Origin of the sequence: Bacillus cereus group sp. BfR-BA-01330, from assembly GCF_022663885.1 — a bacterium.
Lineage (GTDB): Bacteria > Bacillota > Bacilli > Bacillales > Bacillaceae_G > Bacillus_A > Bacillus_A cereus.
On record NZ_JAKUGK010000001.1, the window covers coordinates 407,579 to 432,115 of the forward strand.

The following is a 24,537-nucleotide window of genomic DNA, read 5'->3' on the forward strand; positions in this document are numbered from 1 at the left end:
TAATTGATTGGAAATATATAAGGAGGAGATAGAAATGAGAGTATCTACATTTCAAAATGCAAACTGGGCAAAGAATCAGTTAATGGATTTGAATGTGCAACAACAATACCATAGAAATCAAGTAACTTCAGGGAAGAAAAATCTTCTTATGAGTGAAGACCCACTTGCAGCGAGTAAATCATTTGCGATTCAACATTCATTGGCAAATATGGAGCAAATGCAAAAAGATATAGCGGATTCGAAAAATGTATTAACACAAACTGAAAATACTTTACAAGGTGTTTTGAAATCTTTAACGAGAGCAGATCAATTAACAGTACAAGCATTAAGTGAGCAAAATGGTGAAAAAGAATTGAAAGCAATCGGTGCAGAGATTGATCAAATTTTAAAACAAGTTGTATATTTAGCGAATACGAAAGAGCAAGGCCGTTATATTTTCGGTGGTGATAGTGCAGAGAAGCCACCATTTACAGAAGATGGTACATACCAGGGCGGAAAAAATGATGTGAACTGGCAACTAAATGACGGTTATGAATTCAAAGCGTTCCGTAACGGAGAAGCATTATTATCCCCGGTTATAAAAACGTTAAAACAGATGAGCGAAGCGATGCAAAAAGGTGACCAAAAAGCGTTACAACCGTTATTAGGAGAAAATAAGAAAAACTTAGATGGCATCATTAACCGTACAACTGAAGTTGGTTCAACAATGAACACAATGGAGACGTTTAAAACAATTTTAAGTGAACAAAATTTAGCGCTTCAAGAAAATCGTAAAGAAATTGAGGATGTCGATTTAGCGGTCGCAATTTCTGACTTAGCATATATAAATGCAACGTATGAAGCGACGCTTAAAGCAGTTAGTACGATGAGTAAAACGAGCATTTTAGATTATATGTAAACGAATAAGGAGTGATACAACATGGCAGGAACATTAACAGGTATTGGCGGTAGACAACAAATTTGGAACCTCGGAAATAATATGATCGATACTTCTAATCTTGTAGAATTAGAACTACAAGCATTAAATATGAAAAAAACACCCTATACAACGGAAAAACAACAACTTACACAAGATAAACAATTATACACAAGTTTAAAAACAGAATTTAGTTCTTTTACACAAACATTTAAAAACTTAGCATCATTTAAAGGAAATGAAAAAAAAGTTACAACAACACAGGATGGCTATATTAATGTAATAGCTGATGGCGGAGCAATCTCGGGAACATTCAATATGACAATTAAGCAACTTGCGCAACGCCATCAAATTGCTTCAAATGATATTAAAATTGATGAAAAATTACCTGCAGAAGAAACATTAGAAATTAATGGGAAACCACTTAAAGTAACAACGGATATGACTTATAAGGACTTAATTAATAAAATTAATGATGGTGACTATGGTGTTTCTGCATATACGCTTGGTGGCAAAGTATTTATGTCTGCTAAAAATGAGGGAATGGGAGGCGAAATTAAGTTTACAAGTGAAAAATCTGATTTGTTCCAAAAAATGGGTTTATCTACAGTGGATGGTAAAGCAGTGAACGTCATTAATGAAGCACAGGATGCAATATACAGTATTAATGGCATTGAAGGGAAAAGTGCTAGTAATACAATTGAAACACTCCCTGGTGTAAAAGTGGAGTTATTAAAAGTAACTGAATCGAAGGTAACGGACGGTGGAACTGGTACAGACACAAAAGGAATAGATTTAAAATTTACAGTAAGTGATTCAAATGTAACCGACGCATCCAACCTTATTAAAAAAATGGTGGCAGATTATAATAAAGCGGTTTCTACAGTAGATCTTTTTGCTGGAAAAGGTGGAGCCTTCCAGGGACAAGTAATTATGCAAAGCATACGTCAAGTAATGAATAGCGTTGTAACATTTTCTCAAGATGATAATTATTTATTTAATTTTGGTATCCAAATAAAGCAGGATGGGACATTAGAAGTCGATGATGAAGCTCTAACAAAGGCATTAAAAGAAAAGCCAGATACAGCTAAACAGTTTTTCTTTAGCTCAAATGGTTTAGGGAAAATGATGGAGGCCCCGCTTGAAAAGCTTTTCGGTGATAAAGGTGTCGTTGGGGAACGAGTAAAGAGTATAGATTCGCGTGTAAGTGATTTAGATAGAAAAATTAGCGATATTGATATGCAAAATAAACAAAAGCAAGATGAAATTGTGAAGAAGTATCAAAAGCTAGAAAGTACATTGGCGGCGCTTGATAGCCAACTAAAAACAATTAAAGCAATGACAAAACAAAAAAGTGATGATTAATGAAAGTTGAGGAAGTGATCGTATGCAAGCATGGCAACGTTATATGCAAAATGATATTATGACGAGTAACCCAATTAAAAATACAATTTTTATTTATGAAAGATGTATTGTAGAGTTTCGTAATTTAGAAGAACTTTTACATACTTTTAAACTACAAGAAGGGGACGCACTTCTTGAAAAATTAGAACGTATTTTTGAAGAACTAAAGCTTCAATTAAATCCTGAGATTACGAAAGATTTATATGACAGTCTCTATGGTTTATATGATTGGATTAGCATTCAAATTCAAACGATGAAAGTAACGCGTGAAGCGAAAGATATTGATGCAATTGTGAAAGTGTTACAAGATTTAATAGACGGCTACCGCGGAGCACTTGAAAATGAACAATGATATTTATCGGACGTTTGTCGACTGTTTTAATGAAATCGGTGAATTGCAAGTGTCAGATAGAGAGTTTGCTGAGAAGAGTGAGATGTTAAATCGCTGGATGATGACATTGGATGAAGAAACGCGTGCGCAAGTTGCAATAGAAGTAAGCCCGCTAATTATTAAGGCAGCTCAGCATATTCGGGATAAGCAAAGGATTTTAGAAGAAATGATTATGGAAAACAATGGGCGAATGAAGGCTAATTCATTTTACGGTAAATATTAATAATAACGTCTGGAAACAGATTCCCCTTTTAAAAGGGGGTCTATTCCTTCGTTTACATAAAAAACTCCACTGATTGAGGTTTCATTTTATGACTGTGATGAAAAAATAATAGTAATCTAAATAATAGAAAAATGGACTTTAGTTTGTAGTTTATATATTGAAATGTTCTATAGATTACTATGTGTATACAGTTTTTTGCATTCTTTTTTATATTTTTGTATTTTTCTAAAGACAACAATGAAAAAATGGAATAAAATATGTAAGGGTACATAATAGTAAATATTTTAATAAACGCATATAAGAAAATAAATAATGAAGTGAAACTTCTATCAGTGGATCATTACGTTAGAAAAGAAAGGGTGTGGAATATGCCAGATTTAGTGAGTGATGTAAGCCATTATATGAATTATTTAGTGACGAAACGAAATACTGTTTCTAGTAATATTGCAAATGCAAATACACCTGGCTATAAAGCACAGGATGTAACATTTGCTGAGCAGATGAATAAAAGTAGTGCGTTATATAAAAATAATGCGGCTGATTTAAAGAGCAATCCAGATTTATATCAAACGAATGAAATGCACTTACCGACAGTAAATACGAAAAATACATATGCAAAGATTCAAACAAAATCAATGCAAACGAATAAAGACGGAAATAGTGTGGATGTAACGACAGAAATGCTAGATTTAATGAAAGCAAATCAGTTATACGGTATTTCAATTAACGCAATTAATACACAATATGCAATTAATCAAGCGGCACGCGGACGTTAAAAGTAGAAGGAGAGACAACGGATGTTTCAGGCAATTAATGCAAGTGGCTCAGGACTAACGACAGCGAGAAAGTGGATGGAAGTTACTTCTAACAATATTGTAAATGCAAATACGACGGCGGCTCCGGGGGCAGATCTATATGAGCGTCGTAGTGTGGTGCTAGAATCAAACAATAGTTTTGCAAGTATGTTAGATGGGGCTCCTACTAATGGAGTAAAAATAAAAAGTATTGAAGCAGACAAAACGGAAAATTTAGTGTATGATCCGACGCATCCGCACGCAAATGAAGAAGGATATGTACGTTATCCCAATATTGATGTAACTGCTGAAATGACGAATGTAATGGTTGCTCAAAAAATGTATGAAGCGAATACGAGTGTATTAAATGCGAATAAAAAAATGCTTGATAAAGATTTAGAAATTGGCCGAGGATAAGGGGGAAGATAGTAATATGAAAATTCAACCAATGTTACATACACAACCATTTGGAGCAATTCAGTCAATTGGTGCACCGAAAACTTCTCAAACATCTGTAGCTCCGGAGAAAAAGTTTATTGATTTATTGGAAGATATGAATCAAACACAAAACAATGCACAAACAGCAGTATATGATTTACTAACTAAAGGGGTAGGAGAAACACATGACGTTTTAATTCAGCAAAAGAAAGCTGAGTCTCAAATGAAAACGGCTGCTCTCGTACGTGATAATCTTATTGAAAATTATAAGTCACTAATTAATATGCAAATTTAGGAAAGTGGACGGGTGTGTTTAAATGGAAAAGATGAAAAATGTTATCCAATCGTTAAAAACGTGGCATAAGTTAGTAATCGGTGCTGCGCTTTTAGCGATTGTAACAGGAGCACTTTTATACTTCACCTTGCCAGATAAATATGTTGTTGTATATCAAAATTTAAATGATGCAGATAAACAAGAGATTACAGCAGAATTATCGAAGTTAGGTGTCGATTACCAATTAGCGGCCGATGGTTCAATTCGTGTGCAAAAGAATGATGCTCCATGGGTTCGAAAAGAAATGAATGGGATGGGCTTACCGTTTAATTCGAAAAGCGGTGAGGAAATTTTATTAGAAAGCTCGCTCGGTTCAAGTGAGCAAGATAAAAAAATGAAGCAAATTGTCGGTACGAAGAAGCAATTGGAGCAAGATATTGTAAGAAACTTTGCGACAGTTGAAACGGCAAATGTTCAAATTACATTGCCTGAAAAAGAGACAATTTTTGATGAAGAAAAAGCAAAAGGAACAGCGGCGATTACGGTTGGAGTGAAGCGTGGACAATTGTTAACAGCTGATCAAGTTGCGGGTATACAGCAAATGATAAGTGCAGCGGTTCCTGGTGTGAAAGCAGAAGAAGTAAGTGTTATTGATAGTAAAAAAGGTGTTATCTCAAAAGGGACAGATGAAGCACATTCTAGTAGTTCCTCTTCTTACGAGAAAGAAGTAGAGATGCAGCATCAACTTGAAGGTAAATTAAAGCAAGACATTGATGCAACGTTAATGACGATGTTTAAACCGAATGAATATAAAGTGAATACGAAAGTATCTGTAAACTACGATGAAGTTACACGTCAGTCAGAGAAGTATGGTGACAAAGGTGTACTTCGTAGTAAACAAGAGCAAGAGGAAAGCTCTACTGCGCAAGAAGGGGCAGATACGAAGCAAGGTGCTGGTATTACAGCTAACGGTGAAGTGCCAAACTACGGTACGAACAATAATCAAAATGGTAAAGTTGTCTATGATAATAAAAATGGCAACAAAATTGAAAATTATGAAATAGATAAAACAGTTGAAACAATTAAGAAACACCCAGAATTAACGAAAACGAATGTTGTTGTATGGGTAGATAATGATACGTTAGTAAAACGTAGAATTGATATGACAACTTTTAAAGAAGCAATCGGAACAGCGGCAGGACTTCAAGCTGATCCGAACGGTAACTTTATAAATGGTCAAGTTAACGTTGTAACTGTTCAGTTCGATCAGCCGAAAGCCGAAAAAGAGAAAGAGCCAGAAAAAAGTGGTATGAACTGGTGGTTATTCGGTGGAATTACAGCTGGCTTAGTAGCAATCGGTGGTCTAGTATGGTTCTTATTAGCAAGACGTAAGAGAAAGAAAGAAGAAGAGGAATATGAAGAATACTTAGCAGAAGAGGAAATTGCTGCAAGTAATGAAAGTATCTTGGAAATTCCTGAAGAAAAAATAGTGCCAGAGCCAAAACCTGAACCAGAAGAACCGAAAGAACCAACGTTAGATGAACAAGTGCAGGATGCTACGAAAGAACATGTAGAAGGTACTGCAAAAGTAATTAAAAAATGGTTAAACGGACAGTAAGGGAGGAACAATGATGTTAGATGAAATCTCCTCCAAAGAAAAAGCTGCCATCCTTATTCGTACATTAGAAGAAGGGGTGGCAGCAAAAGTCATTGAATATATGACAGCTGAGGAAAAAGAAGTATTACTTCGTGAAATCGCAAAGTTTCGTGTATACAAACCAGAAACGTTAGAAAATGTACTAGGAGAGTTCTTATATGAACTAAATGTAAAAGAATTGAACTTAGTCACTCCAGATAAAGAATACATTCGTCGCATATTTAAAAACATGCCAGAAGACGAACTGGAAAAATTATTGGAAGATCTTTGGTATAACAAAGATAATCCGTTTGAGTTCTTAAATTCACTTACAGATTTAGAGCCACTTCTTACAGTGCTTAATGATGAGTCACCACAAACAATTGCAATTATCGCTTCTTATATTAAACCGCAACTTGCGTCTCAATTAATTGAGAGATTGCCAGATCATAAGCGCGTTGAAACGGTAATGGGTATAGCGAAACTAGAACAAGTTGATGGTGAGTTAATTAATCAAATTGGTGAGTTGTTAAAATCGAAATTAAATAATATGGCATTTAGTGCAATTAATAAAACTGATGGCTTGAAAACAATCGTAAATATTTTAAATAATGTTTCACGAGGTGTTGAAAAAACAGTCTTTCAAAAGCTGGATGAAGTCGATTATGAGTTATCTGAGAAAATTAAAGAAAATATGTTTGTCTTTGAAGACTTACTTGGTCTTGAAGATCTTGCGCTTCGCCGTGTATTAGAAGAAATTACAGATAACGGTGTTCTTGCGAAAGCACTTAAAATTGCAAAAGAAGAAATTAAAGAGAAATTATTTACATGTATGTCTTCAAACCGTAAAGAGATGATTCTAGAAGAATTAGATGGCTTAGGACCGCTTAAGATGACGGATGCTGAAAAAGCGCAGCAAACGATCACTGGTACAGTGAAAAAGCTAGAGAAAGAAGGAAGAATTATCGTTCAAAGAGGTGAAGAGGATGTCCTTATTTAAAAACAGAATTCCGAAGAATTCTGTTTCTTTTTCTGAAGAAACGTATGAATTACAATTTCCAAAACCAGCTTCAGTTCAAATAGAAGAGGAAGAATTACAAGCTGATCATGCAGAACTTCGCGCCCAGCAAGAATCGTTACATATGGAAATGAATCAGCTAAGGCAAGAGAAGCAAATGCTAGAACGAGAGCGGCAGCAGTTATTACAAGATAAAGAACAATTTCAAATGCATATTCATGAGCAAATGGAACAGATGGAAGCAGCGCGTGTGCAATTTCAAAAAGAACAACAAGAAACAGCATATGAATGGACAGAGTTATTATGGGATCAATCATTTCATTTAGCAGAAAAAATCGTGAATCAAGCGGTAGATTCACGATTGCTTGATGTGTTACCTATTTTAACCGGCATAGTGCAAACATTGCCAACTTCGTTTGAAAAATTAATCATTACAGTACATCCAGAAACGTTTGAACGTATTCAAGAAGAGAAGGAAAATACGAAAGAATATTGGTTACTACAATTAGTAGAATGGAAATATGATTTCTCCCTGCAGTTTGGTGAATTTGTTCTGGAAGAAGAGAAAGAATTCTTTGAATTTAAATTTGCACCTATATTTGCGAAACTTCGTCAGAAATGGGAAGAAGAGAAGTTATTTGAGGAGCAAAATGTATGAGCCGCCTGTTAATGAATGAGAACGAAAAATGGAATAAGTTCATTGAAACACCGCTGTATACGAAAGTAGGCAAAGTTCATAGTGTACAAGAACAGTTTTTCGTAGCAAAAGGGCCGAAAGCGAAGATTGGTGATGTTTGCTTCGTTGGAGAACATAACGTCTTATGTGAAGTGATTGCCATTGAAAAGGAAAATAATATGCTACTTCCATTTGAACAGACAGAAAAAGTATGTTATGGAGATTCAGTGACATTAGTTTCAGAAGATGTTGTTGTACCACGTGGTAATCACTTGCTCGGAAAAGTGTTAAGTGCAAATGGTGAAGTGTTAAATGAGGAAGCTGAAAACATTCCATTACAGAAAATAAAACTAGATGCACCACCTATACATGCATTTGAACGTGAAGAGATTACCGATGTATTTGAAACAGGAATAAAATCAATTGATTCTATGCTAACAATTGGTATCGGTCAAAAGATTGGTATTTTTGCTGGGTCAGGTGTTGGTAAATCAACTTTACTTGGAATGATAGCAAAAAATGCAAAAGCTGATATAAATGTTATTAGTTTAGTAGGAGAACGTGGCCGGGAAGTAAAAGACTTTATTCGAAAAGAGTTAGGCGAGGAAGGTATGCGAAAAAGCGTCGTTGTTGTAGCGACGTCAGATGAAAGTCACCTTATGCAACTTCGTGCAGCGAAACTTGCAACGTCTATTGCTGAATACTTCCGTGATCAAGGTAATAACGTATTACTTATGATGGACTCTGTTACTCGTTTTGCCGATGCACGAAGAAGTGTTGATATTGCTGTTAAAGAGTTACCGATTGGTGGTAAAACACTGTTAATGGAAAGTTATATGAAGAAGTTGTTAGAGCGGTCCGGAAAAACACAAAAGGGATCTATAACAGGTATTTATACGGTGCTTGTTGATGGGGATGATTTAAATGGTCCTGTACCAGATTTAGCACGTGGTATTTTAGATGGACATATCGTATTAAAGCGTGAGCTTGCAACGCTTAGTCATTACCCTGCGATTTCAGTATTAGATTCAGTAAGTAGGATTATGGAAGAAATTGTTTCGCCACATCATTGGCAACTTGCAAATGAAATGAGAAAGATTTTATCAATTTATAAAGAAAATGAATTGTATTTTAAGCTAGGAACGATTCAAGAAAATGAAGAAAATGCTTATATTTTTGAATGTAAAAATAAAGTAGAAGGCATAAATACATTTTTAAAGCAAGGTCGATCGGATAGTTTCCAATTTGATGATATCGTTGAAGCGATACAGCATATAGTATAAGGCCTCTGCCCAAGAGGTCTTATTTTTTTGTTTTTTAATATTTCACAGATTTTTTTGGAAAAAAACTATATAATAGAAAAAGAGAACGTTATAATAGAAAGGGGCTATGAAAACAGGTGGATAAACAGCAGTACGACACAATAAAATTGCAAATAAACCAAGAAAAAGAACATATTTTAAAAGAAGTGTATGAATTAACAGCTGAAAAAAGAAAAATAGAACAAAAAAAAGAATATGATTTATATGTTGTGAAATCGCGTAGTAAAGTCGTACAAACTGGGCAACGTATTATGGCTGGCATGCTTTCTTCACATACGTTTTCACCTGAAAGAATAGAAGAATGGAATCGAAAAATTAAAAAAACGGAAGGTTTTATTCAAAAAAATGAAAGCCTTTTAGAGCAAGTAAAAGAAAAAGAACGTGTCATTGATGAGATGTATCAAGAAGATTGCAAAAAGCTTGCGAAAGCACAAGAAAAGCTGGAAGAAAAAATGCTTCTGGATTTGAAAATGTGTATGAATGGATGAGGTGAATGTAGTGATACAGTCTGTATTACCGGTGCAACAAAGTTTACCTCCGCAAAAAGAAAAAGGGCTAGAAGTACAATCAAAAAATGAAGATTCTTCATTCGATCGTACGATGAGAATGGAAAATAAAAAACAGCCGCAAACGGAGAAAACGAAACGAGAAGAAGCACCAAAAGAAGAGAGAAAAGATTATATTCTTTCTAAAAAATCGGTAACGGAAGAAGAACCAATTGTAAAGAAAGAAGAAAAAAAAGAGACAGAACAGTTGTTATTAGCTGTATCTGAGCAAATGGTTGCAATTGAGCAATTACATGTGCAGCCGGAATTGTTATATCAATACATACAAAAAATACAAGAGCTATATAAAGAATATGGCAATATTAAACTTAATGAATTACCTGCAGCTGAATTACAACAATTACAAGAACTTCTTTCAAATATGAATATCAAAAATGCTATATGTTTAGAAGATACAATGCAAATGGTATTAGACAAAATGAAGATGCCAGAGCAAGCGATGCAAGCATTGAAGGCTGTAGAAACAGAAACTTGTAATATTGCAAAGGAACAAGAAGAGTTTAAAGAGGTAGATCTTCCGAAACTTGAGAGCGATGATGCAAAGATAGAGTTGCCAGAAGTTGATGCATTAAACGATTCGAGCTCTGCAGGTGCAGAATTATTAAATAAAACGACGAGTACCGAACAAATAGGGAAATCAAATAGTGGTGCTGAGAAAGTTTCATTACCTGACTTAGGAAAGAAAATGGAAGCGCAAGTAGAAGCGCTGCAAAAATTTGTAGTGAAACAAGAACGTGTTTTATTTCAGTTAAATCCAGAAAAACTTGGTACATTAACAGTGTTTATGAAAAAACACGGAGATCAAATTGACGTTCACGTAGAAATGGAAAAACACGATGCGAAAAAACGTGTTGAAATCATTTTTGATGAATTGAGATTAAAGTTAAAAGAAAAAGAAATCAATATTCAAATTAGCTATTCAGATAAAGATGAAAATCGTAAAGAACAGCGAGAACAAGAGCAAAGGCAAAAACAGAAATTAGCAAATACAAATCATGAAAAACAACAATCAACAGAATTTGCGGGATTATTGGAGGAATAAAGCGTGCCAACAGTTGGATTAAATACAACGAGTACAAATCATATTCCGTTACAAGCAGGAGCGCAAAAAAGTAATGTACCTGTTAATGGTGTACAATCGCCAGTGCAACAAAGTAATGGAGTTTCAGCAGGAGCGCAAAAGACTCCTGGGGTAATGGGGAAAGATGATTTCTTAAAATTGTTTTTATCAAGTTTCCAACATCAAGATCCATTTAATGCGATGGATATGAATCAAATGATGAATCAGACAGCGCAGTTATCTCTTATGGAACAAGTACAGAATATGACGAAAGCAGTAGATAAGCTGCAATCAACGATGTATTCAACAGCACTTGATGGTGGAATGAAGTTTTTAGGGAAATACGTAAGAGGTGTTGACGGTGACGGAAACAAAGTAACCGGTCAAGTAGAAACGGTTCGTCTTGCGGAAAATAACGATGTACAGCTCGTTATTAATAATAAAGTTGTCTCTCTTCGTTTCGTTGAGAGAGTGTCTGATAAACCGATTGGGGAAACGAACCCAGAAGACGCAAAGAAAGACGATCAAAAAGTAACTGAAGAAGTAAAAAATACAAATTCATAAGGAGTGTCCATACGTTATGATTAAAGCGTTATATACAAGTATTACAGGGATGAATGCAACACAAAATGCATTAAGTGTAACTTCAAATAATATTGCCAATGCACAAACAGTAGGTTATAAAAAACAAAAAGCAATGTTTGATGATTTACTATATAACAATTCGATTGGTGCAAAAGGTGACGGTAAATACGCAGGAACGAATCCGAAAAGTATTGGTAACGGTGTGAAAATGAGTGGTACGGTTACGGATTATAGTGATGGTACAATTACGTTAACAGGTGGCAAAACACAAGCAGCAATGGAAGGTAATGGTTTCTTCGTTGTAGGTGATTCAAAAGGCGGAAATATGGAATTTACTCGTAAAGGTACGTTTGGGATATCTTCAGATTACTATATTACGAATACTGAAGGTCAATACGTGTTTGCATACCCTGCAAATGAGGCAACTGGTGAAGTTGATTTATCTGGAATTCCAGGACCGTTGCAAATTCCAATGGGAACAGCAATTGGTGGTATTCGAACATCAAAAGGGACAATTAAAGGGAATATTCCAACTGGTGAAAAACAAATTACACAAGATTTACCTGTATATGATAATGCGGGGAATACATGGACAATGCGTGTAGAGTTTAAACAAACGAGTGAACATAACTATACATATAAAGTACAAATGCGCAATGACTCGAAAAAAGAAACAGAGTTTAAAGATGTTCCAGGTGCAGGTGGTAATATGACATTTGATGCTGTTGGAAATCCAAATCCGAAAGAGCAAGGAGCCAATATTCCATTTGATGGCGGTTCTATAAAATTAGACTTAAGCCATTTAACAAATCATCCAACAGATAAAACATTATCAGTAACAGACGTAGATGGTAGAGCAGCAGCGACGGTTAAAGATTGCTTCATTGCTGATGGTGGTTATGTGATGGTAAAATATTCTGATGGAAGTATGAAATCTGCAGGTCAATTAGCTGTTGCGATGTTCCCGAACGAAGGCGGACTAATGAAAACAGGTAATGGTAACTATACAGCGACGAATACAACAGGTATTTTAGCTCTTGGTACATCTGGTCAAAACGGTGCAGGTAAAGTACGCGGTGGTGCACAAGAAGGTGCTAACGTAGATTTATCTGTAGAATTCGTTGACTTAATGTTATACCAACGCGGATTCCAAGGAAATGCGAAAGTAATTAAAGTTTCAGATGAAGTATTAAATGAAGTTGTAAACTTAATTCGATAATATATCGCATGGAAAAAATGTAATGGAGTAGAAAGGGTTTTTTATTCGTATGACAAGACAAGAGCGAATTTTACAATTGCCTTTTTTCAAAAATAAACGTGAACTTGCCGAGCAAGTATTAAAAATAGAACGAGAAGAGCATGTATATTTACCAGATCAATTTGAAATTAAGCAAGTGCCACCGTATTCATTTGGCGAAAAACAAGCAATCATTGGCCGTATCCATGAGTTTTATTTCATAAGTGTTGGTAGCGATACTGTTTGGAAGTATCAACTGTTTAAGGATGAGATGAAGTGTCGTGAGTTTTTTGTTATGTTGCCAAATATTACGGATCAGCAGATAGCGTTTTGGTTTAATAACATAGAGTTATTGAAAGGTTCTTAAAAGCACTTTTTAGGTTTTGAGAGAGGACCTGGCGATGTTTTGGAGCGGTTAGTGCCTAATAGAGTCCCGACCGATGTGTAAGACCAGAGATATGTAGCGTTACTAGAGTAGTGTGGTAGTGTAAGAAGTGGTAATATAAAATAGTTTTAAGTTAATTTAAGGTAGTTGTATATACAATTAGACTGAATTTCTATAAAAGGAGAGGTGAGGAGGGTGGCGCAAAATAAGTATCGCGTTACATTCATTTCGCCGAGTGAGGTTGAGCAGCGAACTGTAATGGCGGCGAATAGTTTGCCAGATTTAATTCGTAAAGTAGAAAGTATTATTGCAGATCCAAATGGTTATTTTGTAAATGATAAAAAAAATAATTGTTATTTTAAAGTGATTAAAGAAAATGTTACGTTTATTCAATATGAGTTACTATTTTCGGATAAGGAAATTCATATTGAAAAATTAAAACATATAGCACCGGTAGTATTAAAACGATTATTCGAAAAAATAAATGATCCGGAATTATATGCACTTGCGCTACTTGATGTTGATATAGCAACGAAAGAATATGTGCTAGCAGAAATGAATTCTGAGCTGAGAATAAGAGTAGAGACGGAGCTTTCGAAAAAATGGGAAGCAATGCCGACAGAAATTGTAGGAGCGCAGGAAGTGTTATTAGAAGCACTTGCTTCGTTTATACAAGATTAATTGTTTTTTAATAAAATGAATTGTTCGACTATCTATATTTTTTATATAGGTAGTTGACTTTTTCTCTTTTATAAAGCTTAATAATTAGATATACGGAATTAATGGAAGGGGAGCGACACCTTTATGTCACAAGCACAAAGTATTTTATTAGAAAGCGGAACAAATGAATTAGAGATTGTTACGTATACTGTTGGTGAAAACCTATTTAGTATTAATGTTATGAAAGTACGTGAAATCATTAATCCATTCCCTGTTACAACTGTGCCAGAATCTCATCATGCAGTTGAAGGTGTTGTTCAAGTACGTGGTGAAATTTTACCTGTTATTAACTTGGCAATGGCTCTTAATTTAAAGTCAACAAAGCCACTTGATCAAACGAAATTTATCATCTCAGAATTAAACCAAATGAAAGTTATTTTCCGCGTTGATGAAGTGCATCGTATTCAACGTATTTCGTGGGAACAAATTGATGAACCAGCTTCATTATCTATGGGACTAGAAGAAACGACATCTGGTATTGTAAAACTAGATGGAAAAATCATCTTACTATTAGATTATGAAAAAATTGTATGTGAAATTAGCGGCACTGGTTATGACAATAAATCAATTGCAGGATTAGAACAAAAAACAGATCGAGCTGAAAAAGTAATTTACATTGCAGAAGATTCAGCGATGCTTCGCCAAATATTAGAAGAAACATTATCATCAGCTGGATATACAAAAATGAACTTCTTCAGCAATGGTGCAGAAGCGTTAGCGCAAATTGAAAAATTAGCGAAAGAGCAAGGCGAAAAAATGTTTGAGCATATTCACTTGCTAATTACGGATATTGAAATGCCAAAAATGGATGGACATCATTTAACGAAAGTGGTTAAGGATAGTGAAGTAATGAATCGTTTACCAGTCATTATTTTCTCTTCATTAATTACAAATGAATTATTCCATAAAGGTGAAGCTGTAGGAGCAAATGCTCAAGTAAGTAAGCCAGATATTCAAGAGCTAATTGGTTTAGTTGATAAGTTAGTGCTTTAAAAGCTTCTATTTAGCCGGAATAGAAGCTCTAGCTAAGTGTTGAGCGGTCAGTGCTTAATAGAGCCCTATGCGATATTGAGACCAGAGATATGGAGTGGTTATAGGTAAGTAGAAGAGCTGGCGTATAACATTTTTCTATTTAGTAGGAATAGAGGAACTACTTATGTAAGGAAGTTTTCAGTGCTTAATAGAGTCTCATGCGATGTGAGTTCAGAGGTATGAAGTAGTTTTAAGTAAGAAGAAGTGAGACTTTGATTGAGGATTTGAAGACTGGGTTTATAACTCTATTCTGTTAGAGAGAGGAAGGAATTAGCCAATGCTACATATGGCTAATTCCTTTTTAGTATTCTATACTTTAAGCTGGTAGAAAAATGAAAGGTTTCTTGGGTGTTTGTCGCTGTATGTGTGAATAATCTTTATTTAGAGATTTTTGATTTAAAAATATAAGCAAACGTATTTTCGATTGTTATTTTAGTAATATTTCGTGGTAACGCAAATTTTTTCGGTGAAAAAACATTCAAAATACCATATAATATAATTAAATGTAATTAATATGCAATTTTGCATATTAATAAAAAACATTTTCCAAATTTTTATACTTTCTATACATTTTTGTATGTTTATTATTTGACAGATAATTTCGAACTGTTATAATATGGATATGTAAAAATTGCTATTTTCTTAAAAGACATGGGAGTCAGATGAGAATTGTGAAAGGATGAGGGGGAGTGGCACAGAGTATGTATCACCACACAGCAATTAATGTATTAGGTCTTTTGCAAAACATGTCAAATAATAAAATGAACGATATGCAACTAGAGGTGGAATTTAAAAAAATAGAAAAAGAATTCCAAGTAAAGTATGAAGAATTAGTTGATTTACATAATAGAATGGTATTATTTCAAATAGATATAGAAAAAAATGGCGGGATGCGAGCATATGAAAAATCAGCAATTACATGGCTGAAGTCTGAACTAGAGCTACTGTATGAAGTGTATCAATTTTGTCAACGTCACGGTTTAAACATTTTAAATATTTCAAAATACGTAAGTAAAAATGAACTAAATCTTTTTCCAAAAACAGAAAGTCAATTGCAAAATACGTATTATAAATTAAAAAAACGTGAAATACCGTTTGAAAATATTGAAAAACAAAAACCAGGACGAAAGCGAAAATATATACCAGTAAAAGAGACAATCGCTGCAAGAAAACAAGAAAACGAGTACGAATTAAAAGAAGAAATCCAGCATAAAGAGGATGAAAAAAATCTTGTAACAGTTATATCTGGTATCGTTGATAACTTTGAAACAATTAATCAATGTAGTGAAAGAAAAGAAGACGAACTACATCAGTTTATGGAAGGTATTTATAAGCTTTCTAGCATGGCAGCAGGGCGTTCTAGAGAAGCAAAGAATACACGTAGTCTAGAAGGTGAATTGCAGTCGTTACAACTGGAAAATGAAAGGCTAAAACGAGAGAAAGAAGAGCTTGTACAAGATATTAAAGGTATGACGCAGCTTTTAATTCATTTCATTACAAGTTCGGATATTGATCAAATACGTAAATTACCAACTTTCGTACAAGATTGTAAAATGGAATTACATAAACTAGGTCTATATAATGCACAAGACGGTAAAATGAAAATAATGGTTGACCGTAGCGGACAAGTTATGACGGTAACACAGTAATAAAATTTGGGTACAAAATAAAAGGGAGATACATAGTTTATATGTATTTCCCTTTTGTTTTGTATGGAATCGTTCCAAAGAAGGAAGATTCATTTTTATGATTGTAGTAGTTTAGAGACCATTTGCGGAATTTGGTTCGCTTGTGAAACCATACTAAGTGCAACTTCAGTCAATAATTTGAACTTTAAAAAATCACTCATCTCCTGCGCCATGTCTGCATCTTCAATTAGAGATGCAGCATCTGTTAACGCCATACTTTGATTATTTAAATTTTCAATATTAAACTGTAAACGATTTATCATTGCACCAAGGTCGGCACGATGAAGTGACACACTTTGCAAAGCCTCTTCGATTTTACGAATTGCCGTTCTTGCTTCTTGTTCCGTTGAAATCTTGATGTCATGTTGTGTAGGGGAAGGGGGAATATGTTTCGTCATATTTATTGTATGACCGATATCGTCTAATGTAATAGGGCGGTTTTGACCGTCAAATACAGATAAATCATTAAACTCAGTCGTCTCGCCAATATAGCCAATTTGTTCTGTTAAAGATTGAAACTCTTTATTCAGCGAATGCCGGTTTTTATTTGAATTTGTACCGTTTGAGGATTGAACGGCTAAATCACGCATACGCTGTAAAATATTTGTCACAGTTTGAAGGGCAGCTTCCGCCGTGCGAAGCATCGATATTGCATCCTCATTATTACGAATCGCCACGCGCATACCACTTGCTCTCGCATGCATACGAGTCACAATTGCAATGTTAGCGGGATTATCAGAAGCAGTATTTAACTTTTTACCGGTCGCCAAATGCTCCATCGCCACATTCATATGCTTCTCATTCTCATACAACGACTGCCTAGCATTCATACTTAAAACATTCGTACCAATACGCATAATAGACACTCCTTATAGATTGATATAGTTAGTGTTCTAAAGCTAATAAACAGTTATGGAAGGATAGAGGGGCTTATGCTTATTTACTGTTTGTGTTTTAACATAAGAGGGGATCAAGATAAGCACTGACCGCTTCTAAGCATCGCGGATACTCTCTTCCACATAAAAAAAGTTTTATAAATAATCTATCTATACAGAAAAAATAAACCTCTCTGCAAGCAGAGAGGTTTATTCAGGAAACTAACTCAAATGGCTTATTGTAATAATTTAGAAACCATTTGTGGAGTTTGGTTTGCTTGAGAAAGCATGCTGATACCAGCTTCGTTCAAGATTTTGAACTTAGTCATTTCAGACATTTCTTTTGCCATGTCAGCGTCTTCGATTTGAGAAGCAGAAGCTGCCATAGAGTTTTCTTGGCTCTTAAGGTTTGTTACGTTAAAGTCAAGGCGGTTTAACGTAGCACCTAAAGTAGCACGGCTAGAAGCAATTGTTTCAATTGCTTTGTCGATTTTATCAACAGCAGAAGATGGATCGTATGCTGTTGCTGAAGGTGCTGTTAATTTTGCAAATTCTGTATTAATCTTTTCTGCAGCAGCTTTGAGAGCAGCTGCATCAGCATTTGCATCAGCAGTTGGATTAGCTAATTTTGTTTCATAATCTTTGAAAAGATTATTCATGCTCTCTACATCTGCTGCTTTGTAACCTGATTTTACTTTATCAAAAGCAGTTTTTGCATCTTTAACGTCTTGAGCTTGTAATGCCCCATCTGTAGCAGGAGTTTTTAGGCGTTTCATAGCATTATCAAGAGTTTCAAGATCATTTTTGTTAACTGTGTTTGAACCAATTGCTAAATCTTTAATATCTAAGTTTTTAAGTGATGCAGAATCAAGTGAAATTGTAATTTGTTTAGTTTTATCATGTGAGTCAAGAGTTTGGATGTTAATAGTGTTATTAGATCCGTCTAATAGTTTTTTGTCGTTAAACTCAGTATTATCCGCAATATATTGAATTTGTTCTTTTAATTGATCAAATTCTTTTTGCATTGCAGCTTGGTTTTTATTAGTATTAGTCTCACTTGCAGATTGGTTTGCAAGGTCACGCATACGAAGTAAGATGTTTGATACAGAGTTTAAAGCTGAGTCAGCTGTACGAATTAAAGACATACCGTCTTCTGTATTACGAGCAGCAACGTTTAAGCCACCTTCACGTGAACGCATACGAGTTGCAATTGCAAGACCTGCTGCATCGTCAGAGGCGTTGTTGATACGTTTACCGCTTGATAAACGGTCCATAGCATTGCTCATTTTTGTTTGGTTTTGGCGCATGTACTCTTGAGTACGCATGCTGTTAATGTTTGTATTAATTCTCATGTTAAGAAACCCCCATTTTTTTATATTGACTTTTCTGCAAATTGAAAAACGGTAATATGCGAAAAAATCAATTTCGAGATTTATTGTAATCCTTGCCACAACGGGTGTCAACTAAAAATTCGAATTAATAAATATAAAAAAATAACAGTTTAACAATATATTCATTTTTTTATTACATAATTATTAAAAGGATTATTGCAAACTTTAAAAAAAAACTCTAATATTAGATTATCTTTGTTTACCGAAAAGGTGATATTATGATAGTTGGAAATATAGTAAAAGAAGTGCTTGCATATAAAAAAGGACAAATTCAGCAAAAGCTAAGTAGTCCACAAGCATTCGTTAGTAGTCGTTTTCAAGAGAAGTTGCAGAGTGAGCCTGCGAAGGAGACGAAAGAAACTACGCAGCCGGCAAAAGTAGAAGATATGAGTCAGCCGGTACAATCTACGAAAATAGAAGCGGTTGTTAATAAGCCGGTAGAAACTATTAATAAAGTAGAGGAAGCGAGTAAGTCTGAAGAAAAGGCTGAAACGAAGAAAGCAGATGAAGTGCAAGTTGCGCAAAAAGAGTTTGAACGACGTTTCCCAGAAACGAAAAATGAGGCTGTTGATACGTGGGAATTAACGAAGAAGTATAATATTCAAAAAATACGTTCTTCCAATGAAGGGAAGTATGAGGATATTATTGATCGTGTAAGTCGTACATACGGAATTCCGAAAACGTTAATTCAAAAAATGATTGAAGTAGAGTCTAATTTTAATCCGAAAACGGTGTCACATGCAGGTGCGATGGGTCTTATGCAGCTTATGCCAGCGAATGTGAAGGAGATGGGTGTGAAGAATCCATTTTCACCAGCTGAAAGTATTGAAGGTGGCGTAAAAGAGTTAAGCGGTTATTTAAAGAAAAATAACGGCGACTTAGTATTGGCGCTTGCTTCTTATAATGCTGGTCCTGGGAATGTGAGGAAGTACGGAGGCGTACCGCCATTTAAAGAAACGCAAGGATATATTAAAAAAATATTAAATATCGACGTTTCAAAATAAGAAGTTTCATATATAGAGAGAACATGAAATTTTCGTGAACATGATATGGGAGTTGGCTAGATTTGAAATTACAAGATGATATTCCGTTAACAATTTATTTTGAAATCGGAAATACGAAAAAGAAAATTGAAGATCTGCTTCATATTACGAAAGGTACATTGTATCGTCTTGAAAATTCAACGAAAAATACGGTGCGTCTTATGCTTGAGAATGAAGAGATTGGAACCGGAAAGATTTTAACGAAGAATGGGAAGATGTACGTTGAAATCGTTGAATTGAAAAGGTAGGGAAGGGGATTGTCATGAGTGGCGAAAAATTAAGCCAAGAGCAAATTGATGCCCTGCTGAAGGCGGTAAATGAAGGCGAGGAAATGCCAGCTTTCGCACAAGAAGCAGGAAAGCAAGAGAAATTTCAAGAGTATGATTTTAATAGACCAGAGAAGTTCGGTGTTGAGCATTTACGTAGTTTGCAAGCGATTGCTTCTACGTTTGGAAAACAGACGTCACAGACGTTATCAGCGCGTATGCGTATTCCAATTGAACTAGAGCCTTCGACAGTTGAGCAAGTTCCATTTACGAGTGAGTATGTGGAGAAAATGCCGAAAGATTATTATTTATATTGCGTGATTGATCTCGGTTTACCAGAGCTTGGAGAAATTGTTATTGAGATTGATTTAGCATTCGTTATTTATATTCATGAATGTTGGCTTGGCGGAGATAGTAAGCGTAACTTTACGATGCGTAGACCGTTAACAGCATTTGAGTTTTTAACGCTCGATAATATATTCTTGCTTCTTTGTAAAAATTTAGAGCAATCATTTGAAAGTGTTGTTGCGATTGAACCGAAATTTGTAACGACAGAAACAGATCCGAATGCACTAAAGATTACGACAGCGAGCGATATCATTTCATTACTTAACGTAAATATGAAGACAGATTTTTGGAATACGACGGTGCGTATCGGGATTCCATTCTTATCTGTTGAAGAAATTATGGATAAGTTAACGTCTGAAAATATTGTCGAACATTCTTCAGACAAGCGCAAAAAGTATACGTCTGAAGTGGAAATGAAAGTAAATCAAGTGTACAAACCTGTTCACGTTGCAATTGGCGAGCAGAAAATGACAATGAGTGAGATTGAACAAATTGAAGAAGGCGATATTATTCCGCTTCATACGAAAGTTTCGGATGAATTACTTGGTTATGTAGATGGAAAGCATAAATTTAATTGTTTTATTGGAAAAGATGGAACGCGTAAGGCGCTCCTATTTAAAAGTTTTGTAGAGTAGGAGGATCCATATGAAGCATGAAGTATCTCCCGTGTCATTAATGGGATTAGAAGATTTCGCAGGAAAGCGAAATGAAGCAGGTAAAGCACATATTGATACTGTTTCAGATATTTCGATTGAACTTGGTGTAAAGCTTGGAAAGTCATCTATTACGCTTGGTGATGTGAAGCAGTTAAAAGTTGGCGATGTTCTGGAAGTAGAGAAAAACTTAGGACATAAAGTAGATGTGTATTTAAGTAATATGAAAGTCGGCATCGGTGAAGCAATCGTAATGGACGAGAAATTCGGTATTATCATTTCTGAAATTGAAGCTGACAAGAAACAAGCGGCGCTTATGAAAGCGCAAAGTCAAATGCAAGATAAAGAGTAGAGGAGGAGTCATATGTCGTATATGACGACCTTATTTCAAGTCGTTTTACTGTTTGGTGCGCTCGGTTACGGTGCATATTATATGACGAAAAAGACGCGCAAACAGCAGTTTTTTAAGCAGGGTGAAAATGGCCATATTCAAGTAAAAGACGGCGTGTATTTAAATCATCAAACGAGTGCCTTTTTATTTGAAGTGGACGGAAAGCAAGTGTTCACTGTTATTAGTAATAACGGTGTACAGTCTGTGCAATTAACCGGAACAGGAAATCAGTTTCAACAAGCACTAGAAGACGCGGTGAAGACTGAAACGAAAAAAGTAGAGGATCCATCATGAGAATAAAGAAACAGTTATCATTATTAGCCGTTATTTTCGTATTTTCTATCGTTTTTTCAATTATTTTTGTAAATCCAGCGTATGCGGCCCCGAACGGTTTTATTAATTTCGAAAATGGAAAAGAGTTTACGAGTAATTCAAGTGTACAACTATTTGCGCTCGTTACCCTTTTATCATTATCTTCTTCTATCGTTCTATTATTTACACATTTTACTTATTTTATGATCGTTCTTGGGATTACACGTCAAGGACTGGGGGTAATGAATTTACCACCAAACCAAGTGCTTGTTGGACTTGCATTATTTTTATCACTCTTTACGATGCAGCCTGTACTCGGGCAACTGAAGAGCGATGTGTGGGATCCGATGACGAAAGAGAAAATAACAGTAAGTCAAGCTGCGGAAACGACAGCTCCTATTATGAAAGAATATATGTCAAAGCATACGTATAAGCATGATTTAAAAATGATGCTGAAAGTACGCGGAGAAGAGTTGCCAAAAGATTTGAAAGATCTTTCCTTATTTACACTTGTACCATCCTTTACTTTAACGCAAATTCAAAAAGGTTTACTAACAGGGATGTTCATTTATTTAGCGTTTGTATTTATAGATTTGATTATTAGTACACTTTTAATGTACCTCGGGATGATGATGGTACCGCCGATGATTTTAAGTTTACCGTTTAAAATACTCGTTTTCGTATATTTAGGTGGATATACAAAAATTGTCGATATTATGTTTAAGACGGTCGCCTGAAGCGTTTGATGCTATGTGATAGGAGTCATATAAATGAATACGTCACCAATTATAGATATTTTCCAAACCTTTTTTTATAAAGGGGTTATGATTTTAATGCCGATTGCCGTTGTAAGTCTGATTGTCGTTATTATTATCGCGGTTATTATGGCAATGATGCAAATTCAAGAGCAAACGCTGACGTTTTTACCGAAAATGGCGAGTATTGTGCTCGTTATTATCATTTTAGGTCCGTGGATGTTCCAAGAGTTAACGACACTTATTTTAGATTTATTTGATAAAATCCCATCGCTATTGCGTTCGTACTAAGATAGGTGAACTGAAATGAATATGGAATTATGGGCGGCAACGTTTTTTGCGTTTTGCCGCATTACTTCATTTTTATATTTTTTACCGTTTTTCTCAGGACGATCCATTCCAGCAATGGCGAAGGTTACAGTTGGACTTGCTCTTTCAATTACAGTGGCCGATCAAGTGGATGTCTCTCACATCAAGACAGTTTGGGACGTTGCAGCTTATGCAGGAACGCAAATTGTAATTGGATTATCACTTTCAAAAATTGTAGAAATGCTGTGGAACATTCCGAAAATGGCTGGGCATATTTTAGACTTTGATATCGGTTTATCACAAGCAAGTTTGTTTGATGTAAATGCGGGCTCACAGTCTACTTTACTATCAACAATTTTTGATATATTTTTTCTCATTATTTTTATTTCACTTGGCGGCATTAATTATTTCGTTGCCACGATTTTAAAGTCGTTTCAATATACAGAGGCGATTTCAAAATTGTTGACGACTAGTTTCTTAGATAGTCTACTCGCAACGCTATTATTTGCGATCACATCAGCGGTTGAAATTGCTCTGCCGCTGATGGGAAGTTTATTCATCATTAACTTTGTTCTAATTTTAATTGCAAAAAACGCTCCGCAATTAAACGTTTTTATGAATGCATATGTAATTAAAATTACATGTGGTATTTTATTTATTGCGATGAGTGTACCGATGCTCGGTTATGTGTTTAAAAATATGACGGATGTATTACTTGAAGAATATACGAAACTATTTAACTTTTTCTTAACGAAGTAGGGGGACGCGCATGGCAAAGGATAATAAAACAGAAAAGGCCACCCCGCAGAAGCGTAAAAAATCGCGTGAAGAAGGGAATATTGCCCGGAGTAAAGATTTAAATAATTTATTTTCCATTCTCGTATTAGCAGTTGTCGTTTATTTCTTCGGGGATTGGCTAGGGTATGAGATTGCAAATTCCGTAGCGGTGCTGTTTGATCAAATTGGAAAAAATACAGATTCAACCGAGTATTTTTATTTAATGGGGATTTTATTACTGAAAGTATCGGCTCCGATATTAATACTCGTATACGCTTTTCATTTATTCAATTATATGATTCAAGTCGGTTTCCTATTTTCTTCTAAAGTCATTAAACCGAAGGCGTCACGTATTAATCCGAAAAACTATTTTACGAGACTGTTTAGTCGTAAAAGTTTAGTTGATATTTTGAAATCACTATTTTATATGGGATTAATCGGTTACGTCGCTTATGTTCTTTTTAAAAAGAATTTAGAGAAAATCGTCAGTATGATTGGATTTAACTGGACTGCATCACTTACTGAAATTATTAGGGAAATTAAATTTATTTTCTTAGCAATTTTAATTATTTTAATCGTTCTTTCTATTATTGATTTTATTTATCAAAAATGGGAGTACGAACAAGATATTAAGATGAAAAAAGAAGAAGTGAAACAAGAGCATAAAGATAATGAAGGGGACCCGCAAGTAAAAGGGAAACGAAAAAACTTTATGCATGCAATCTTGCAAGGAACAATTGCGAAGAAGATGGATGGCGCAACATTTATTGTAAATAACCCGACTCATATTTCGGTCGTACTTCGTTACAATAAACACGTTGATGCAGCACCAATTGTCGTTGCAAAAGGGGAAGATGAGCTCGCATTATATATACGAACGCTTGCCCGTGAACAAGAAATACCAATGGTGGAAAACCGTCCGCTTGCTCGTTCTTTATATTATCAAGTCGAGGAAGATGAGGCGATTCCAGAAGATTTATATGTAGCTGTAATTGAAGTTATGCGCTATTTAATTCAGACGAATGAACTTGAAGTATAATAGCGCGTTTGGA

General features: G+C 35.1%; 30 protein-coding genes. 28 read left to right on the forward strand and 2 right to left on the reverse strand.

The annotated features are described in order from the left end of the window. The first annotated feature begins 34 nt into the window (after positions 1 to 34). The 19 genes from MR112_RS02180 to MR112_RS02270 all read left to right on the forward strand — a co-directional run bounded on the left by MR112_RS02180 (position 35) and on the right by MR112_RS02270 (position 16,326). Positions 35 to 898 (forward strand): flagellar hook-associated protein 3, encoded by an 864-nt coding sequence (locus MR112_RS02180; RefSeq protein ID WP_001266413.1) that lies wholly within the window; start codon positions 35 to 37, stop codon positions 896 to 898. Positions 899 to 919: 21 nt separating this feature from the next. Then, on the forward strand, positions 920 to 2,281 hold the full coding sequence (locus MR112_RS02185; protein WP_006922666.1) for a flagellar hook-associated protein 2: 1,362 nt from the start codon (positions 920 to 922) through the stop codon (positions 2,279 to 2,281). A 22-nt stretch (positions 2,282 to 2,303) separates the two neighbouring features. After that, the gene (locus MR112_RS02190) at positions 2,304 to 2,672 is read left to right on the forward strand and encodes a flagellar export chaperone FliS (protein WP_001149516.1); all 369 of its coding nucleotides are present in this window, start codon (positions 2,304 to 2,306) and stop codon (positions 2,670 to 2,672) included. Then, a complete protein-coding gene (locus tag MR112_RS02195; RefSeq protein ID WP_006922667.1) occupies positions 2,662 to 2,934 on the forward strand; it encodes a hypothetical protein in 273 nt (90 codons plus the stop codon). The genes MR112_RS02190 and MR112_RS02195 overlap by 11 nt, the downstream gene beginning before the upstream one ends. 317 nt (positions 2,935 to 3,251) lie before the next feature. After that, complete coding sequence (flgB, locus tag MR112_RS02200; RefSeq protein WP_370512803.1) at positions 3,252 to 3,710, forward strand: flagellar basal body rod protein FlgB; 459 nt, start codon at positions 3,252 to 3,254, stop codon at positions 3,708 to 3,710. A 21-nt stretch (positions 3,711 to 3,731) separates the two neighbouring features. Continuing rightward, a complete protein-coding gene (flgC, locus tag MR112_RS02205) occupies positions 3,732 to 4,145 on the forward strand; it encodes a flagellar basal body rod protein FlgC (protein WP_000484680.1) in 414 nt (137 codons plus the stop codon). A gap of 16 nt (positions 4,146 to 4,161) precedes the next feature. Next, positions 4,162 to 4,461 carry a flagellar hook-basal body complex protein FliE gene (gene fliE / locus MR112_RS02210; protein ID WP_000701670.1) on the forward strand — a complete coding sequence of 100 codons (300 nt, stop codon included), beginning with the start codon at positions 4,162 to 4,164 and terminating at the stop codon, positions 4,459 to 4,461. Between the two features lie 22 nt (positions 4,462 to 4,483). Further along, positions 4,484 to 6,058, forward strand: a complete 1,575-nt coding sequence (locus MR112_RS02215; RefSeq protein ID WP_242244743.1) for a flagellar M-ring protein FliF C-terminal domain-containing protein — start codon at positions 4,484 to 4,486, stop codon at positions 6,056 to 6,058. Positions 6,059 to 6,071: 13 nt separating this feature from the next. Beyond that, entirely contained in the window at positions 6,072 to 7,076 is a 1,005-nt protein-coding gene (gene fliG / locus MR112_RS02220) for a flagellar motor switch protein FliG (protein WP_000883364.1), read from the forward strand. Beyond that, positions 7,063 to 7,752 carry a FliH/SctL family protein gene (locus MR112_RS02225; RefSeq protein ID WP_000051691.1) on the forward strand — a complete coding sequence of 230 codons (690 nt, stop codon included), beginning with the start codon at positions 7,063 to 7,065 and terminating at the stop codon, positions 7,750 to 7,752. The genes fliG and MR112_RS02225 overlap by 14 nt, the downstream gene beginning before the upstream one ends. After that, on the forward strand, positions 7,749 to 9,053 hold the full coding sequence (gene fliI, locus MR112_RS02230; protein WP_000088693.1) for a flagellar protein export ATPase FliI: 1,305 nt from the start codon (positions 7,749 to 7,751) through the stop codon (positions 9,051 to 9,053). The genes MR112_RS02225 and fliI overlap by 4 nt, the downstream gene beginning before the upstream one ends. A 116-nt stretch (positions 9,054 to 9,169) precedes the next feature. Further along, entirely contained in the window at positions 9,170 to 9,580 is a 411-nt protein-coding gene (locus tag MR112_RS02235) for a hypothetical protein (protein WP_000360855.1), read from the forward strand. Between the two features lie 10 nt (positions 9,581 to 9,590). Further along, complete coding sequence (locus MR112_RS02240; RefSeq protein WP_048558873.1) at positions 9,591 to 10,700, forward strand: flagellar hook-length control protein FliK; 1,110 nt, start codon at positions 9,591 to 9,593, stop codon at positions 10,698 to 10,700. A gap of 3 nt (positions 10,701 to 10,703) precedes the next feature. Continuing rightward, positions 10,704 to 11,282 (forward strand): flagellar hook assembly protein FlgD, encoded by a 579-nt coding sequence (locus MR112_RS02245; RefSeq protein WP_001143460.1) that lies wholly within the window; start codon positions 10,704 to 10,706, stop codon positions 11,280 to 11,282. A 16-nt stretch (positions 11,283 to 11,298) separates the two neighbouring features. Beyond that, positions 11,299 to 12,522 (forward strand): flagellar hook protein FlgE, encoded by a 1,224-nt coding sequence (locus MR112_RS02250; protein ID WP_000588321.1) that lies wholly within the window; start codon positions 11,299 to 11,301, stop codon positions 12,520 to 12,522. A 49-nt stretch (positions 12,523 to 12,571) separates the two neighbouring features. Then, positions 12,572 to 12,907 carry a DUF3964 family protein gene (locus MR112_RS02255; RefSeq protein WP_242244744.1) on the forward strand — a complete coding sequence of 112 codons (336 nt, stop codon included), beginning with the start codon at positions 12,572 to 12,574 and terminating at the stop codon, positions 12,905 to 12,907. Positions 12,908 to 13,120: 213 nt separating this feature from the next. Next, entirely contained in the window at positions 13,121 to 13,606 is a 486-nt protein-coding gene (locus tag MR112_RS02260) for a hypothetical protein (RefSeq protein WP_000068301.1), read from the forward strand. Positions 13,607 to 13,729: 123 nt separating this feature from the next. Then, positions 13,730 to 14,638, forward strand: a complete 909-nt coding sequence (locus tag MR112_RS02265) for a chemotaxis protein (protein WP_000075943.1) — start codon at positions 13,730 to 13,732, stop codon at positions 14,636 to 14,638. Between the two features lie 740 nt (positions 14,639 to 15,378). Next, positions 15,379 to 16,326 (forward strand): DNA-binding domain-containing protein, encoded by a 948-nt coding sequence (locus MR112_RS02270; RefSeq protein WP_140159076.1) that lies wholly within the window; start codon positions 15,379 to 15,381, stop codon positions 16,324 to 16,326. Positions 16,327 to 16,421: 95 nt separating this feature from the next. Here MR112_RS02270 and MR112_RS02275 read toward each other — a convergent pair whose 3' ends face one another. Together MR112_RS02275 and MR112_RS02280 are read right to left on the reverse strand one after the other, a co-directional pair. Further along, positions 16,422 to 17,222, reverse strand: a complete 801-nt coding sequence (locus MR112_RS02275; protein ID WP_098434663.1) for a flagellin N-terminal helical domain-containing protein — start codon at positions 17,220 to 17,222, stop codon at positions 16,422 to 16,424. Between the two features lie 254 nt (positions 17,223 to 17,476). Further along, positions 17,477 to 18,592, reverse strand: coding sequence for a flagellin N-terminal helical domain-containing protein (locus MR112_RS02280; protein ID WP_242244745.1), 1,116 nt, complete (start codon positions 18,590 to 18,592; stop codon positions 17,477 to 17,479). Between the two features lie 257 nt (positions 18,593 to 18,849). On the opposite strand from MR112_RS02280, the gene MR112_RS02285 reads away from it, so the two are divergent. The 9 genes from MR112_RS02285 to flhB all read left to right on the forward strand — a co-directional run bounded on the left by MR112_RS02285 (position 18,850) and on the right by flhB (position 24,524). Then, entirely contained in the window at positions 18,850 to 19,635 is a 786-nt protein-coding gene (locus MR112_RS02285; RefSeq protein ID WP_048656977.1) for a lytic transglycosylase domain-containing protein, read from the forward strand. 62 nt (positions 19,636 to 19,697) lie between these two features. After that, complete coding sequence (locus tag MR112_RS02290) at positions 19,698 to 19,922, forward strand: flagellar motor switch protein FliN (RefSeq protein WP_000775712.1); 225 nt, start codon at positions 19,698 to 19,700, stop codon at positions 19,920 to 19,922. Between the two features lie 14 nt (positions 19,923 to 19,936). Then, entirely contained in the window at positions 19,937 to 20,923 is a 987-nt protein-coding gene (fliM, locus tag MR112_RS02295) for a flagellar motor switch protein FliM (RefSeq protein ID WP_000012356.1), read from the forward strand. Positions 20,924 to 20,933: 10 nt separating this feature from the next. Continuing rightward, positions 20,934 to 21,293, forward strand: a complete 360-nt coding sequence (gene fliN / locus MR112_RS02300) for a flagellar motor switch protein FliN (protein ID WP_000680010.1) — start codon at positions 20,934 to 20,936, stop codon at positions 21,291 to 21,293. A 12-nt stretch (positions 21,294 to 21,305) separates the two neighbouring features. Next, positions 21,306 to 21,626 carry a hypothetical protein gene (locus MR112_RS02305; protein WP_000121178.1) on the forward strand — a complete coding sequence of 107 codons (321 nt, stop codon included), beginning with the start codon at positions 21,306 to 21,308 and terminating at the stop codon, positions 21,624 to 21,626. After that, complete coding sequence (locus MR112_RS02310) at positions 21,623 to 22,381, forward strand: flagellar type III secretion system pore protein FliP (protein ID WP_001220582.1); 759 nt, start codon at positions 21,623 to 21,625, stop codon at positions 22,379 to 22,381. The genes MR112_RS02305 and MR112_RS02310 overlap by 4 nt, the downstream gene beginning before the upstream one ends. A gap of 33 nt (positions 22,382 to 22,414) precedes the next feature. Beyond that, on the forward strand, positions 22,415 to 22,690 hold the full coding sequence (locus MR112_RS02315) for a flagellar biosynthetic protein FliQ (RefSeq protein WP_001098081.1): 276 nt from the start codon (positions 22,415 to 22,417) through the stop codon (positions 22,688 to 22,690). A 15-nt stretch (positions 22,691 to 22,705) separates the two neighbouring features. Next, positions 22,706 to 23,467, forward strand: a complete 762-nt coding sequence (locus MR112_RS02320) for a flagellar biosynthetic protein FliR (protein WP_001055718.1) — start codon at positions 22,706 to 22,708, stop codon at positions 23,465 to 23,467. Positions 23,468 to 23,477: 10 nt separating this feature from the next. Then, positions 23,478 to 24,524, forward strand: a complete 1,047-nt coding sequence (gene flhB, locus MR112_RS02325) for a flagellar type III secretion system protein FlhB (RefSeq protein ID WP_001030110.1) — start codon at positions 23,478 to 23,480, stop codon at positions 24,522 to 24,524. The last annotated feature ends 13 nt before the right edge of the window (positions 24,525 to 24,537 follow it).

Excerpts from the sequence above, each read along its gene's own strand:
- MR112_RS02265 (WP_000075943.1), top strand. The coding sequence starts at position 13,730 with ATGTCACAAGCACAAAGTATTTTATTAGAAAGCGGAACAAATGAATTA.
- flhB (WP_001030110.1), top strand. The coding sequence starts at position 23,478 with ATGGCAAAGGATAATAAAACAGAAAAGGCCACCCCGCAGAAGCGTAAA.
- fliM (WP_000012356.1), top strand. The coding sequence starts at position 19,937 with ATGAGTGGCGAAAAATTAAGCCAAGAGCAAATTGATGCCCTGCTGAAG.
- MR112_RS02310 (WP_001220582.1), top strand. The coding sequence starts at position 21,623 with ATGAGAATAAAGAAACAGTTATCATTATTAGCCGTTATTTTCGTATTT.
- fliN (WP_000680010.1), top strand. The coding sequence starts at position 20,934 with ATGAAGCATGAAGTATCTCCCGTGTCATTAATGGGATTAGAAGATTTC.
- fliG (WP_000883364.1), top strand. The coding sequence starts at position 6,072 with ATGTTAGATGAAATCTCCTCCAAAGAAAAAGCTGCCATCCTTATTCGT.
- MR112_RS02255 (WP_242244744.1), top strand. The coding sequence starts at position 12,572 with ATGACAAGACAAGAGCGAATTTTACAATTGCCTTTTTTCAAAAATAAA.
- MR112_RS02320 (WP_001055718.1), top strand. The coding sequence starts at position 22,706 with ATGAATATGGAATTATGGGCGGCAACGTTTTTTGCGTTTTGCCGCATT.
- MR112_RS02305 (WP_000121178.1), top strand. The coding sequence starts at position 21,306 with ATGTCGTATATGACGACCTTATTTCAAGTCGTTTTACTGTTTGGTGCG.
- MR112_RS02195 (WP_006922667.1), top strand. The coding sequence starts at position 2,662 with ATGAACAATGATATTTATCGGACGTTTGTCGACTGTTTTAATGAAATC.
- fliI (WP_000088693.1), top strand. The coding sequence starts at position 7,749 with ATGAGCCGCCTGTTAATGAATGAGAACGAAAAATGGAATAAGTTCATT.
- MR112_RS02185 (WP_006922666.1), top strand. The coding sequence starts at position 920 with ATGGCAGGAACATTAACAGGTATTGGCGGTAGACAACAAATTTGGAAC.
- MR112_RS02285 (WP_048656977.1), top strand. The coding sequence starts at position 18,850 with ATGATAGTTGGAAATATAGTAAAAGAAGTGCTTGCATATAAAAAAGGA.
- MR112_RS02315 (WP_001098081.1), top strand. The coding sequence starts at position 22,415 with ATGAATACGTCACCAATTATAGATATTTTCCAAACCTTTTTTTATAAA.
- flgC (WP_000484680.1), top strand. The coding sequence starts at position 3,732 with ATGTTTCAGGCAATTAATGCAAGTGGCTCAGGACTAACGACAGCGAGA.
- MR112_RS02275 (WP_098434663.1), bottom strand. The coding sequence starts at position 17,222 with ATGCGTATTGGTACGAATGTTTTAAGTATGAATGCTAGGCAGTCGTTG.
- MR112_RS02225 (WP_000051691.1), top strand. The coding sequence starts at position 7,063 with ATGTCCTTATTTAAAAACAGAATTCCGAAGAATTCTGTTTCTTTTTCT.
- MR112_RS02180 (WP_001266413.1), top strand. The coding sequence starts at position 35 with ATGAGAGTATCTACATTTCAAAATGCAAACTGGGCAAAGAATCAGTTA.
- fliE (WP_000701670.1), top strand. The coding sequence starts at position 4,162 with ATGAAAATTCAACCAATGTTACATACACAACCATTTGGAGCAATTCAG.
- MR112_RS02215 (WP_242244743.1), top strand. The coding sequence starts at position 4,484 with ATGGAAAAGATGAAAAATGTTATCCAATCGTTAAAAACGTGGCATAAG.
- MR112_RS02190 (WP_001149516.1), top strand. The coding sequence starts at position 2,304 with ATGCAAGCATGGCAACGTTATATGCAAAATGATATTATGACGAGTAAC.
- MR112_RS02280 (WP_242244745.1), bottom strand. The coding sequence starts at position 18,592 with ATGAGAATTAATACAAACATTAACAGCATGCGTACTCAAGAGTACATG.
- MR112_RS02270 (WP_140159076.1), top strand. The coding sequence starts at position 15,379 with ATGTATCACCACACAGCAATTAATGTATTAGGTCTTTTGCAAAACATG.
- MR112_RS02250 (WP_000588321.1), top strand. The coding sequence starts at position 11,299 with ATGATTAAAGCGTTATATACAAGTATTACAGGGATGAATGCAACACAA.